The following is a 13,876-nucleotide window of genomic DNA, read 5'->3' as shown; positions in this document are numbered from 1 at the left end:
TCATGGCAAAGATTGCAAAGCGTGTATCGAAGACCCGCGAAGGCATCGATCCCAACAAGGCTTATGCCTTGGGTGATGCGCTGAAGCTGCTCAAGGACCGTTCCTCGGTCAAGTTCGACGAGACCGTCGAAGTCGCCATGAACCTCGGCGTCGACCCGCGCCATGCCGACCAGATGGTCCGCGGCGTGGTCAATCTGCCGAACGGCACCGGCCGCTCGGTTCGCGTCGCCGTGTTCGCCCGTGGTGACAAGGCCGAGGAAGCCAAGGCCGCCGGCGCCGACATCGTCGGTGCCGAGGACCTGGTCGACATCGTCCAGAAGGGCACGATCGATTTCGATCGCTGCATCGCCACGCCGGACATGATGCCGCTGGTCGGCCGTCTCGGTAAGGTGCTCGGCCCGCGCGGCATGATGCCGAACCCGAAGGTCGGCACCGTCACCACCGACGTCGCCGCCGCCGTCAAGGCATCGAAGGGTGGCGCGGTCGAGTTCCGCGTCGAGAAGGCCGGCATCGTTCATGCCGGCGTCGGCAAGGTCTCGTTCGACGTCAAGGCTCTGGAAGAGAACATCCGTGCCTTCACTGACGCGGTGACCAAGGCAAAGCCGGCTGGCGCCAAGGGCAACTACGTCAAGAAGGTGTCGGTCACCTCGACGATGGGCCCGGGCCTCAAGCTCGACGTCTCGACGCTCGCAGCGTCCTGATTAAGACCATTTGGATCGGCCGCTGGAAGGCTGATCCGTGACTGAATTCCGGGCCTCGGATTTATCCTGGGCCCGGTGCCGGAAGTCGAAAGGCTTCCGGACATCCTGTCCGAGATTGCAGGCGGCCCAAAAGCCTTAATTCATGTGGGCCTGCATGAGACGGGTGAAGACCCGACAAAGGAGCAAATGCTCCAATGAAAGGTTCGAACCGTGTTTGCCTTTTGTCTGCGCATCGTCGGCTTGCCGGCGGTGTGGCGAAAGGGGGCAGGATCCTCGAGCGTCGTTCGGGAGATCCGTTACTGGATGGCCCGGCCGGCAAAAGGCAACCCGACGCCTGTCCTCGTCAATGGGAATGTTCCCGTTGAACAGGATAGGGGTCAACTGGAGATAGGCAGTGGACAGAGCGGAAAAACGCGAACTCGTCACGGGCCTGAATGATGCGTTTTCGGGCGCAGGTTCAGTCGTAGTGGCCCACTATGCCGGTATCACCGTCGCGCAAATGAACGACCTTCGGTCGAAAATGCGCGCTGCCGGTGGCACCGTTAAAGTCGCGAAGAACCGTCTCGCCAAAATCGCTCTTCAGGGCACGGACTCCGCATCGATCATCGACCTGTTCAAGGGACAGACGCTGATTGCTTATTCGGAGGATCCGATTGCGGCGCCGAAGGTCGCGTCCGATTTCGCCAAGGGGAATGACAAGTTGATCATTCTCGGCGGCGCAATGGGCACCACCTCGCTCAATGCCGACGGTGTGAAGGCACTCGCCACACTTCCGTCGCTCGATGAGCTGCGCGCCAGGCTGGTTGGCATGATCGCCACGCCGGCAACCCGGATCGCCCAGATCGTCAATGCGCCAGCGGCTTCGGTCGCGCGCGTCATCGGCGCTTACGCCCGGAAGGACGAGGCGGCATGAGGCCGTTCCTCGCTATCACAAACACACGTTCGAACCTTATGAAGGAATACAACAATGGCTGATCTCGCAAAGATCGTAGACGACCTTTCGAAGCTGACCGTCCTCGAGGCGGCCGAGCTGTCGAAGCTTCTGGAAGAAAAGTGGGGCGTTTCGGCTGCTGCTCCGGTGGCGGTTGCCGCTGCTGGCGGCGCTGCTGCTGCCGCTGCTCCGGCCGAGGAAAAGACGGAATTCGACGTCGTCCTCACCGAAGCTGGCGCTCAGAAGATCAACGTCATCAAGGAAGTCCGTGCCATCACCGGTCTTGGCCTCAAGGAAGCCAAGGATCTGGTCGAAGCGGCTCCGAAGCCGGTCAAGGAAGGCGTTTCCAAGGCCGACGCTGACAAGTTCAAGGCCCAGCTGGAAGCAGCCGGCGCCAAGGTCGACCTGAAGTAAGCGTAAAAGCGGCGGGCGGCCTCGCGCCGTCCGCCACTCCCCTCGACCGAAGGGAGGACGCGTAGCGCGAGACGTACGAGAACCTCTTTCCTGAGGGCCGCAACCGGCCTTCAGGAAACGGGTTTTCTCCCGTTTTAGCCGGCCGCCGCCAAGCAATTGGTTGGGGCGGACGGAGAACAGACAGAGAGCCGCCGCCCAGGCGGCTCGGTATGCAAGGCGGGCCGCGGCGAGGCCCGTCCCGAGTTTAGAGCTAAGGAGCGACGATGGCCCAGACCCAGACTTTCAATGGCCGCAGACGCGTACGCAAGTTCTTCGGAAAGATTCCGGAAGTTGCGGAGATGCCGAACCTGATCGAGGTTCAGAAGGCATCCTATGACCAGTTCCTGATGGTGGACGAGCCCAAGGGCGGACGTCCGGACGAGGGACTGCAGGCTGTTTTCAAGTCGGTCTTCCCGATCTCCGATTTTTCCGGCTCCTCGATGCTGGAGTTCGTGAAGTACGAGTTCGAAGGACCGAAATTCGACGTTGACGAATGCCGTCAGCGCGACCTGACCTATGCCGCGCCGCTGAAGGTGACGCTGCGCCTCATCGTGTTCGATATCGACGAGGATACCGGCGCCAAGTCGATCAAGGACATCAAGGAGCAGGACGTCTACATGGGCGACATGCCGCTCATGACCTTGAACGGCACCTTTATCGTCAACGGCACCGAGCGCGTCATCGTCTCGCAGATGCACCGTTCGCCGGGCGTCTTCTTCGACCATGACAAGGGCAAGTCGCACTCGTCTGGCAAGCTTTTGTTTGCCGCGCGCGTCATTCCCTATCGCGGCTCGTGGCTCGACATCGAGTTCGATTCCAAGGACGTCGTGCACGCCCGCATCGACCGTCGCCGCAAGATTCCAGTGACGTCGCTGCTGATGGCGCTCGGCATGGACGGCGAAGAGATCCTGTCGACCTTCTACAACAAGATCACCTACAAGCGCGCCGGCGACCACTGGCGCATCCCGTTCAACGTCGAGCGTTTCCGCGGCCTCAAGGCTGTCGGCGACCTGGTCGACGCCGACACGGGCGAGATCGTTGTCGAAGCCGGCAAGAAGATCACCGCCCGTCAGGCGAGGGCGCTTGGCGAAAAGGGTCTCAAGGCGATCAAGGCGACCGACGAGGATCTGCTCGGTAACTACCTGGCCGAAGACATCGTCAACTACGCCACCGGCGAGATCTTCCTCGAAGCCGGCGATGAGATCGACGAAAAGACGCTGAAGGTGCTGCTTGGCACGGGCGAGAACGAGATCAAGGTTCTCGACATCGATCACGTCAATGTCGGCGCCTATATCAGAAACACGCTCAACGTCGACAAGAACGAGAGCCGCCAGGACGCGCTGTTCGACATCTATCGTGTCATGCGCCCGGGCGAGCCGCCGACGCTGGAGACCGCCGAAGCCATGTTCAACTCGCTGTTTTTCGACAGCGAGCGCTACGATCTGTCGGCCGTCGGCCGCGTCAAGATGAACATGCGCCTCGAACTCAAGGCCGAGGACACCGTGCGCGTGCTGCGCAAGGACGACATCCTGGCCGTGGTCAGGACGCTGGTCGAACTGCGCGACGGCAAGGGCGAGATCGACGACATCGACAATCTCGGCAACCGCCGCGTGCGTTCTGTCGGCGAGTTGATGGAGAACCAGTACCGCGTCGGCCTGCTGCGCATGGAGCGCGCGATCAAGGAGCGTATGTCCTCGATCGAGATCGACACGGTGATGCCGCAGGACCTGATCAACGCCAAGCCGGCGGCTGCCGCCGTGCGCGAGTTCTTCGGTTCCTCGCAGCTGTCGCAGTTCATGGACCAGACCAACCCGCTGTCGGAGATCACCCACAAGCGTCGCCTGTCGGCGCTTGGACCGGGCGGTCTGACCCGCGAGCGCGCCGGCTTCGAAGTGCGCGACGTGCACCCGACGCATTACGGCCGCATCTGCCCGATCGAGACGCCGGAAGGCCCAAATATCGGCCTGATCAACTCGCTGGCCACTTTCGCACGCGTCAACAAGTACGGCTTCATCGAGAGCCCGTACCGCAAGATCGTCGACGGCAAGCTGACCAATGACGTCGTCTATCTCTCGGCGATGGAAGAAGCCAAGCACCATGTCGCGCAGGCCAACGCCGAGCTCGACAAGAGTGGCGGCTTCGTCGACGAGTTCGTCATTTGCCGCAGTGCCGGTGAAGTGATGATGGCACCGCGCGAAAACGTCGATCTGATGGACGTGTCGCCGAAGCAGATGGTTTCGGTGGCCGCGGCCCTGATCCCGTTCCTCGAGAACGACGACGCCAACCGCGCGCTGATGGGCTCGAACATGCAGCGTCAGGCCGTGCCGCTGGTGCGCGCCGAGGCGCCGTTTGTCGGCACCGGCATGGAGCCGATCGTTGCCCGTGACTCAGGCGCCGCCATCGGCGCCCGCCGCGGCGGCATCGTCGACCAGGTGGACGCGACGCGTATCGTTATCCGCGCCACCGAAGATCTCGATCCGGGCAAGTCCGGCGTCGACATCTACCGGTTGATGAAGTTCCAGCGTTCGAACCAGAACACCTGCATCAACCAGCGTCCGCTGGTGCGTATGGGTGACCGGGTCAACAAGGGCGATATCATCGCCGACGGTCCGTCGACCGAGCTCGGTGATCTGGCGCTCGGCCGCAACGTGCTCGTCGCGTTCATGCCGTGGAATGGCTACAACTACGAGGACTCGATCCTGCTCTCCGAGCGCATCGTCGCCGACGACGTCTTCACCTCGATCCACATCGAGGAGTTCGAGGTCATGGCGCGCGATACCAAGCTCGGTCCGGAGGAAATCACGCGTGATATTCCGAACGTTTCGGAAGAAGCGCTGAAGAACCTCGACGAAGCCGGCATCGTTTACATCGGTGCGGAAGTTCAGCCGGGCGACATCCTGGTCGGCAAGATCACGCCGAAGGGTGAAAGCCCGATGACGCCGGAAGAAAAGCTTCTGCGCGCCATCTTCGGTGAAAAGGCTTCCGACGTGCGCGACACTTCGATGCGCATGCCTCCGGGCACCTTCGGCACCGTCGTCGAGGTGCGCGTGTTCAATCGCCACGGTGTGGAGAAGGACGAGCGCGCCATGGCGATCGAGCGCGAGGAGATCGAACGCCTCGCCAAGGACCGCGACGACGAGCAGGCCATCCTGGACCGTAACGTCTACGCGCGTCTTTCCGACGTGCTCGTCGGCAAGGAAGCGATCGCTGGACCGAAGGGCTTCAAGAAGGGCTCGACGCTGTCCAAGGATACGCTCGACGAGTATCCGCGTTCGCAGTGGTGGCAGTTTGCCGTGGAGAACGAAAAGCTCCAGAGCGAACTGGAAGCCTTGCGTGGCCAGTACGACGACTCCAAGAAGGCGCTCGAACAGCGCTTCATGGACAAGGTCGAGAAGGTCCAGCGCGGCGACGAAATGCCTCCGGGCGTCATGAAGATGGTCAAGGTCTTCGTGGCGGTGAAGCGCAAGATGCAGCCGGGCGACAAGATGGCCGGCCGTCACGGCAACAAGGGTGTCGTGTCGCGCATCGTTCCGGTCGAGGACATGCCTTTCCTCGAGGACGGCACGCATGCCGATATCGTGCTCAACCCGCTGGGTGTGCCGAGCCGCATGAATGTCGGCCAGATCCTGGAAACGCATCTGGGCTGGGCTTGCGCAGGCATGGGCAAGAAGATCGGCGAGCTGATCGACGCGTACAAGGTGGCGGGCGACATCAAGCCGCTGCGCAAGACGCTCGAGAGCTTCATCCCGGCCAACGACCGCAACGAGCCGGTCCGTGATTATGACGACGAGAGCATTGTTCGCCTCAGCGAGCAGATGCGCCGCGGCGTCTCGATCGCGACCCCGGTGTTCGACGGCGCGCATGAGGCTGACATCAACATCATGCTGGAGCAGGCGGGCCTGCACACCAGCGGTCAGTCGCAGCTCTATGACGGACGCACGGGCGAGCCGTTCGATCGCAAGGTGACGATGGGCTATATCTACATGCTCAAGCTTCACCACCTGGTGGATGACAAGATCCACGCGCGTTCGATCGGTCCGTACTCGCTCGTCACCCAGCAGCCGCTGGGCGGCAAGGCGCAGTTCGGTGGCCAGCGCTTCGGCGAGATGGAGGTCTGGGCGCTGGAAGCCTATGGCGCCGCCTACACGCTGCAGGAAATGCTGACGGTGAAGTCGGACGATGTCGCCGGCCGCACCAAGGTCTACGAGGCGATCGTCCGCGGCGACGACACCTTCGAAGCCGGCATTCCCGAGAGCTTCAACGTGCTCGTCAAGGAAATGCGGTCTCTCGGCCTCAATGTCGAGCTGGAGAACACCAAGCTCGACGACAACCCGATCCGGCTGCCCGACGCAGCCGAGTAAGGCTATGGCGCGCCGCCCAAGTTGCGGCGCGCCAAACGAATTCGACGGCCAGTGGCCGACAAAGACGGCGGGCGTTTGGTCCGCGTTAGATGCAAGGGGTTTTCGAGGACCCCGAAAAGGAGAACGGCATGAACCAAGAGGTCATGAATCTCTTCAATCCGCAGGCGCCGGCGCAGGTGTTCGATTCCATCCGGATATCGCTCGCCAGCCCTGAGAAGATTCTGTCCTGGTCGTTCGGCGAGATCAAGAAGCCGGAGACCATCAACTACCGCACCTTCAAGCCGGAGCGTGACGGTCTGTTCTGCGCGCGCATTTTTGGCCCGATCAAGGACTATGAGTGCCTGTGCGGCAAGTACAAGCGCATGAAGTACAAGGGCGTCATCTGCGAGAAGTGCGGCGTCGAAGTCACGCTGTCGCGCGTCCGCCGCGAGCGCATGGGCCATATCGAGCTCGCCGCTCCGGTCGCTCACATCTGGTTCCTGAAGTCGCTGCCCTCGCGCATCGGCACGCTGCTCGACATGACCTTGAAGGACATCGAGCGCGTCCTCTACTTCGAGAACTACATCGTCACCGAGCCTGGCCTCACCGCGCTGAAGGAGCACCAGCTGCTCAGCGAGGAAGAGTACATGATCGCCGTCGACGAATATGGCGAGGACTCGTTCACCGCCATGATCGGCGCCGAGGCCATTCATGACCTTCTGGCCGGCATGGACCTGGAGAAGATCGCCGGCGACCTGCGTTCCGAACTCGCTTCGACCACGTCCGAGCTGAAGCAGAAGAAGTATCTGAAGCGGCTCAAGGTCGTCGAGAACTTCATGGAATCGGGCAACCGTCCGGAATGGATGATCATGAAGGTGGTTCCGGTGATCCCGCCGGACCTGCGCCCGCTCGTCCCGCTGGACGGCGGCCGTTTCGCCACGTCCGACCTGAACGACCTCTATCGCCGCGTCATCAACCGCAACAACCGTCTGAAGCGGCTGATCGAGTTGCGCGCTCCCGGCATCATCGTGCGCAATGAAAAGCGCATGCTGCAGGAAGCCGTCGACGCACTGTTCGACAACGGCCGTCGCGGCCGCGTCATCACCGGCGCCAACAAGCGTCCGTTGAAGTCGCTGTCCGACATGTTGAAGGGCAAGCAGGGCCGGTTCCGTCAGAACCTGCTCGGCAAGCGCGTCGACTATTCCGGCCGCTCGGTCATCGTCACCGGTCCGGAGCTCAAGCTGCACCAGTGCGGGCTGCCGAAGAAGATGGCGCTCGAACTGTTCAAGCCCTTCATCTACGCCCGTCTCGACGCCAAGGGTTACTCCTCGACCGTCAAGCAGGCCAAGAAGCTGGTCGAGAAGGAGCGTCCGGAAGTCTGGGATATTCTCGACGAGGTCATCCGCGAGCACCCGGTTCTCCTGAACCGTGCGCCGACGCTGCACCGCCTCGGCATCCAGGCGTTCGAGCCGATCCTGATCGAAGGCAAGGCGATCCAGCTGCATCCGCTGGTCTGCACGGCCTTCAACGCCGACTTCGACGGCGACCAGATGGCCGTTCACGTGCCGCTGTCCTTGGAAGCGCAGCTTGAAGCCCGCGTGCTGATGATGTCGACCAACAACATCCTGCACCCGGCTTCCGGCGCGCCGATCATCGTGCCGTCGCAGGACATGGTTCTCGGTCTCTACTATCTCTCGATCGTCAACCAGAACGAGCCGGGCGAGGGAATGGTGTTTGCCGACATGGGCGAACTCCAGCACGCGCTCGAGACCAAGGCGGTCACCCTGCACGCCAAGATCAAGGGCCGCTTCCGCACGGTCGACGCCGAAGGCAAGGTCGTGTCGAAGATCCACGACACCACGCCTGGTCGCATGATCATCGGCGAGCTTCTGCCGAAGAACGTCAATGTGCCTTACGAGACCGCCAACCAGGAGATGACCAAGAAGAACATCTCCAAGATGATCGACACCGTCTACCGCCATTGCGGTCAGAAGGAGACGGTCATTTTCTGCGATCGCATCATGGCACTCGGCTTCGCTCATGCCTGCCGCGCCGGCATTTCGTTCGGCAAGGACGACATGCTGATCCCGGACAGCAAGATCAAGCTGGTCTCCGACACCGAAGCTTTGGCCAAGGAATACGAGCAGCAGTACAATGACGGCCTGATCACGCAGGGCGAGAAGTACAACAAGGTCGTCGACGCCTGGGCCAAGTGCTCGGAAAAGGTCGCCGACGAGATGATGGCCCGCATCAAGGCGGTCGAGTTCGAGGACAATGGCCGTCAGAAGCCGATGAACTCGATCTACATGATGTCGCACTCCGGTGCGCGTGGCTCGCCCACCCAGATGCGTCAGCTCGCCGGCATGCGCGGCCTGATGGCCAAGCCGTCGGGTGAAATCATCGAGACGCCGATCATCTCGAACTTCAAGGAAGGCCTGACCGTGCTCGAGTACTTCAACTCGACCCACGGCGCCCGCAAGGGTCTGGCCGACACCGCCTTGAAGACGGCGAACTCGGGTTACCTCACCCGCCGTCTGGTCGACGTGGCACAGGACTGCATCGTCAACTCCGTGGATTGCGGCACCGACAAGGGCCTCACCATGCAGCCTATCGTCGATGCCGGTCAGGTCGTCGCTTCGGTCGGCCAGCGCGTGCTGGGCCGTACCTCGCTCGACGACATCAACCATCCGGTGACCGGCGACCTGCTGGTCAAGGCCGGAACGCTGATGGACGAGCGAGACGTGGAACAGATCGAAAAGGCCGGCGTCCAGTCGGTCCGCATTCGCTCGGCACTGACCTGCGAAGTCAGGATCGGCGTCTGCGCGGTCTGCTACGGTCGCGATCTGGCGCGCGGCACCCCGGTCAACCAGGGTGAAGCCGTCGGCGTCATCGCGGCGCAGTCGATCGGCGAGCCGGGTACCCAGCTCACCATGCGTACATTCCACATGGGCGGTACCGCGCAGGTGGTGGATAGCTCGTTCCTTGAAGCCTCCTATGAGGGCAAGGTCGAGATCCGCAACCGCAACGTGGTGCGCAACTCCGACGGCCAGCAGATGGTCATGGGCCGCAACATGGCGGTGCTGATCCTCGACGAGGCCGGCAAGGAACGCGCCACGCACCGTGTCACCTATGGTTCGCGCATCTTCGTGGACGATGGCGACAAGGTGAAGCGCGGCCAGCGTATCGCCGAGTGGGATCCCTATACCCGCCCGGTCCTCACCGAAATCGAGGGCAAGGTGTCGTATGAGGATCTGGTCGACGGCATTTCCGTTCAGGAAACGGCCGACGAGTCGACCGGCATCACCAAGCGTGAGGTCATCGACTGGCGCTCGACGCCGCGCGGCAACGACCTGAAGCCGGCAATTGCCATTCAGGACGCCAAGGGCAAGGTCGGCAAGCTGTCGAAGGGTGGCGACGCCCGCTTCCTGCTCTCGGTCGAGGCCATTCTCTCGGTCGAGCCGGGTGCGCAGGTTCGTCCCGGCGACGTGCTGGCGCGTATCCCGATGGAAAGCGCCAAGACCAAGGACATCACCGGCGGTCTGCCGCGTGTTGCCGAACTGTTCGAGGCACGTCGCCCGAAGGATCACGCCATCATCGCCGAGATCGATGGCACGATCCGCTTCGGCCGCGACTACAAGAACAAGCGCCGCATCATCATCGAGCCGCATGACTCGACGCTTGAGCCGGTCGAGTACCTGATCCCGAAGGGCAAGCCGTTCCATCTCCAGGACGGCGACGTCATCGAGAAGGGCGACTACATCCTCGACGGCAATCCGGCGCCGCACGACATCCTGGCGATCAAGGGCGTGGAAGCACTTGCTTCCTACCTCGTCAACGAGATCCAGGAAGTCTACCGCCTGCAGGGCGTGTCGATCAACGACAAGCACATCGAGGTGATCGTTCGCCAGATGCTGCAGAAGGTCGAGATCACCGTGCAGGGCGACTCGACCTACATTCCGGGCGACCACGTCGACGTGATCGAACTGGAAGAGGTCAACGAGCGCCTGGTCGAGGACGGCAAGAAGCCGGCCGAAGGCCTGCCGGTTCTGCTCGGCATCACCAAGGCCTCGCTGCAGACGCCGTCCTTCATCTCGGCCGCCTCCTTCCAGGAGACGACCCGGGTGCTGACGGAAGCCGCGGTTGCCGGCAAGACCGACATGCTGCAGGGCTTGAAGGAAAACGTCATCGTCGGCCGGCTGATCCCGGCCGGTACTGGCGGCACGATGAGCCAGATCCGGCGCATCGCCACCTCGCGCGACGAACTGATCATCGACGAGCGCCGCAAGGCCTCCGGTGTGGAAATCGCCGAGCCGATGTTGGCCGATATGACAACCGCCGCGCAGTAAGCGCGGCGCCAAGACATCTCAGGCAACAGGGCCGTCGGGGCAACCCGGCGGCCTTTTTGTTTACTGGGCATGACGACGTTGGTATTCAGCAAGAGGGTCCGCGCGTTCTTCTCCGTAAAACCTTAAGCGGTCGGTTTTTCGCGTCGGCTCTCGATCGGAGAGAAAACGATGAGCAAGAAGACCTGGGCTGCTGTCGACGACTACATCGTTGATGCCCTGTTCGAGGCGGATCCCGCCCTCGAAGCCGTTCTGGCCGCCAACCGCGATCAAGGTTTGCCACCGATCGACGTCTCGCCGGCGCAAGGCAAGCTGCTTTCACTTCTGGCGCGCATTCAGGGAGCGAAGAAGATCCTCGAAATCGGCACGCTGGGCGGCTATTCGACGATCTGGATGGCGCGGGCTTTGCCTGCGAACGGCAAGATCGTGACGCTTGAACTCGACCCGCACCACGCCAGCGTCGCGCAGTCGAATTTCGAACGTGCAGGTGTGTCGGAACGGGTTGACCTGCGGATCGGACCGGCCCTCCAGTCGCTTACCGCGCTAAGCACTGAACATGCCGGGCCGTTCGATCTCATCTTCATCGACGCCGACAAGCCGAACAACCCGAATTATCTGTCCTGGGCCATGCGGCTTTCGAGGTCGGGGACAGTGATCATTTGCGACAACGTCATCCGCGACGGCGCAGTGCTCGACGGGGGCGGCCATGACGCCAACGTCGTGGGCGCTCGGGCGGCGTTCTCGTTCATCGGCGGCGACAGGCGTTTGGATGGCACCGCGATCCAGACGGTCGGCGCCAAGGGCTATGACGGCTTTGCGATCGCGATCGTCGAGTGATATCCCGCTGCAATAAGTTCGCGCCCTTCCTCTCCCCGTCGATCGGGGGAGAGGTGGCTCGGCGTAGCCGAGACGGAGTGGGGGTCGACCTGGCACAAGCGTGCGTTCAAGCCAGGTCCGCGATCCCGTCGCGTGCACAAATCAATCGAAAAACGCCTCGACCATGTTGCGCTTGCCGAGCATGAAGGCATCGGCGACGTGCTGCAGCGGCGCCAGATCGACGTCGGACACGCCGGCACGCACGATCTCGGCGAAACGGCGGTAGAGTTGGGGATATTCGGCTTCGGGCTCGTCATGAACCACCTTGCCATCAATGGCGAGCTTCGCGCCGCCGCCGGAAAGCACCATCTTGCCCTGGTCCGTGTCGGCCAGGATGTCCCAGCTTTGCGGCCCGGTTTGCAGCCAGTCGAGGTCCATTGTCACCGGCAATCCATCAGACGTGCGGAAGGTGACTTGCGCGGCGACCGGGGCGGCGCGGTTTTCGGGAAAGTCGAGCACGGCCGAGGCGATGAACATCGCCGGCAGGATGTGGGTTGCAATCGACAGTGCGTTGATGCCGGGATCGAAGACACCGAAGCCGCCGGGCGCCCAGATCCAGTCCTGGTTGGGGTGCCAGCGACGGACGTCCTCTTTCCAGTTGATCGCCGCCGACTTGACCTTGGCCGAAGCCAGGAAGGCGCGCGCGGCCTCCACCGCCGGCGCGTAGCGCGAATGCCAGCTGGCGAACAGCGAGACGCCATTGGCCGTCGCCAGCCTCTTCAGGTCCTCGACCTCGCTGACCGTGGCGCCGGGCGGCTTCTCCAGGAAGACGTGCTTTTTTGCGATCAGCGCTGTGCGCGCCGCATCGTAGCGGAACTGCGGCGGCATGCAGAGCGACACGGCCTCGAGTTCAGGCACTGCGTCGAGCATGGCTTCGATGGTCGAGAAATTCGGAAGGTTGTCGACCTTGCCGTGCCGGCTGGCGGCGGCGGTGAGGCGATAGCTCGGGTCTTTCGCCAAAGCCGGCAGGTGCTGGTCGCGGACGATCTTGCCGACGCCGACGATGCCGATCTTGATGGGGCCTATCTTGATGGGCTCGGACACGGCCGCTCCGTCTGTTTGGTGATGGTATGCGTTTCTAGCAGAAGACTTGCCCCGGGCAAGCCGAAGCCTAACGATCAGCCCCAGCTTTCCTCGAACTGCAGCGCCAGCTTTCCGCCCGCCAGAAAGGCTTCGATCGCAGGTTCGAAGGGCGAGGGGTCGAGGCCGTTGGCGGCCAGCCATTCGTCGGAATAATAAGTGTTGGCATAGCGGTCGCCGGAATCACAGATCAGCGTCACCAGCGAACCGGTCTTGCCATGCTCGATCATGCGCGCGGCCTGAAAGCACATGGCGATGAAGTTGGTGCCGGTCGAGCCACCGACACGGCGGCCGAGTCGGCGCGACAACACCCGCATCGCCGCCAGCGACAACGCATCCGGTATCCTCAGCATGTGGTCGATTACGCCGGGCACGAACGATGGCTCCATGCGCGGCCGACCGATGCCCTCGATTCGCGACGGCTGCTCGCAGCGGCAATCGCGGTCATGCGTGGCAAAGCCGTCAAAGAAAGCCGAGCGCTCGACGTCCACGACCGACAGCCGGGTCGCATGCCGCTTGTAGCGCAGGTAGCGGCCGATCGTGGCCGTGGTGCCGCCGGTGCCGGCACTCATCACGATCCAGCTTGGGACCGGATGCCGCTCCTCGCGCATCTGTCCGAAGATGGAATCGGCGATGTTGTTGTTGCCGCGCCAGTCGGTGGCCCGTTCTGCGTGGGTGAACTGATCGACGAAATGACCGCCGAGCCGCACCGTGAGTTCGGCCGACTCGGCATAGATCTCGCCTGCCGTCATCGATGAAATGACAGTTGCCGCCATAGTGTTCGATCGCGGCTATCTTTTCTCGCGAGGTCGAACGCGGCATCACCGCATAGAACGGCACGCCGATCATACGGGCGAAATAGGCTTCCGACACTGCTGTCGAACCGGATGACGCCTCGATCACCGGCGAGCCTTCGCGGATGAGGCCATTGCACAACCCATAGAGAAACAGTGAACGCGCCAGCCGGTGCTTCAGGCTGCCGGTCGGATGGGTGGATTCATCCTTGAGATAGAAGTCGATGCCGGCCAGCGCCGGCAGGTCGAGTTTCCACAGGTGGGTGTCGGCCGAACGATGCTGATCGGCCTCGATCGCGGCGACCGCCCGGTCGGCCCAGGCCCGGGATGCAGGTTCCTTCGGTCCAGCCATCATCTA

At 62.6% G+C, this 13,876-nt stretch carries 7 protein-coding genes and 1 pseudogene; 6 read left to right on the top strand and 2 right to left on the bottom strand.

Annotated features, from left to right (window positions below; translation table 11 throughout):
* Positions 1–2: 2 nt before the first annotated feature.
* The 6 genes from rplA to AC56QX_RS24610 all read left to right on the top strand — a co-directional run bounded on the left by rplA (position 3) and on the right by AC56QX_RS24610 (position 11,605).
* A complete protein-coding gene (gene rplA, locus AC56QX_RS24635; protein ID WP_172229162.1) occupies positions 3–701 on the top strand; it encodes a 50S ribosomal protein L1 in 699 nt (232 codons plus the stop codon).
* 394 nt (positions 702–1,095) lie between these two features.
* The gene (gene rplJ / locus AC56QX_RS24630) at positions 1,096–1,614 is read left to right on the top strand and encodes a 50S ribosomal protein L10 (protein ID WP_027044966.1); all 519 of its coding nucleotides are present in this window, start codon (positions 1,096–1,098) and stop codon (positions 1,612–1,614) included.
* 54 nt (positions 1,615–1,668) lie between these two features.
* Entirely contained in the window at positions 1,669–2,046 is a 378-nt protein-coding gene (gene rplL / locus AC56QX_RS24625) for a 50S ribosomal protein L7/L12 (RefSeq protein ID WP_008875658.1), read from the top strand.
* 263 nt (positions 2,047–2,309) lie between these two features.
* Entirely contained in the window at positions 2,310–6,446 is a 4,137-nt protein-coding gene (gene rpoB / locus AC56QX_RS24620; protein ID WP_497111109.1) for a DNA-directed RNA polymerase subunit beta, read from the top strand.
* A gap of 128 nt (positions 6,447–6,574) precedes the next feature.
* Complete coding sequence (gene rpoC, locus AC56QX_RS24615; protein ID WP_477447449.1) at positions 6,575–10,771, top strand: DNA-directed RNA polymerase subunit beta'; 4,197 nt, start codon at positions 6,575–6,577, stop codon at positions 10,769–10,771.
* A 168-nt stretch (positions 10,772–10,939) separates the two neighbouring features.
* Entirely contained in the window at positions 10,940–11,605 is a 666-nt protein-coding gene (locus AC56QX_RS24610; RefSeq protein ID WP_497111108.1) for an O-methyltransferase, read from the top strand.
* 141 nt (positions 11,606–11,746) lie between these two features.
* On the opposite strand, the gene AC56QX_RS24605 is transcribed toward AC56QX_RS24610, so the two are convergent.
* Together AC56QX_RS24605 and AC56QX_RS24600 are read right to left on the bottom strand one after the other, a co-directional pair.
* Complete coding sequence (locus tag AC56QX_RS24605) at positions 11,747–12,670, bottom strand: Gfo/Idh/MocA family protein (RefSeq protein ID WP_497117874.1); 924 nt, start codon at positions 12,668–12,670, stop codon at positions 11,747–11,749.
* A gap of 92 nt (positions 12,671–12,762) precedes the next feature.
* A pseudogene (locus tag AC56QX_RS24600) lies at positions 12,763–13,873 on the bottom strand (PLP-dependent cysteine synthase family protein).
* Between the last annotated feature and the right edge of the window lie 3 nt (positions 13,874–13,876).

It is taken from the genome of Mesorhizobium sp. RCAM 06353 (assembly GCF_059683585.1).
Note: the sequence above shows the minus strand (reverse complement) of the source record. Positions and strands in the feature narration are given on the sequence as shown.

Excerpts from the sequence above, each read along its gene's own strand:
- rplA (WP_172229162.1), top strand. The coding sequence starts at position 3 with ATGGCAAAGATTGCAAAGCGTGTATCGAAGACCCGCGAAGGCATCGAT.
- rplL (WP_008875658.1), top strand. The coding sequence starts at position 1,669 with ATGGCTGATCTCGCAAAGATCGTAGACGACCTTTCGAAGCTGACCGTC.
- rpoB (WP_497111109.1), top strand. The coding sequence starts at position 2,310 with ATGGCCCAGACCCAGACTTTCAATGGCCGCAGACGCGTACGCAAGTTC.
- rpoC (WP_477447449.1), top strand. The coding sequence starts at position 6,575 with ATGAACCAAGAGGTCATGAATCTCTTCAATCCGCAGGCGCCGGCGCAG.
- AC56QX_RS24610 (WP_497111108.1), top strand. The coding sequence starts at position 10,940 with ATGAGCAAGAAGACCTGGGCTGCTGTCGACGACTACATCGTTGATGCC.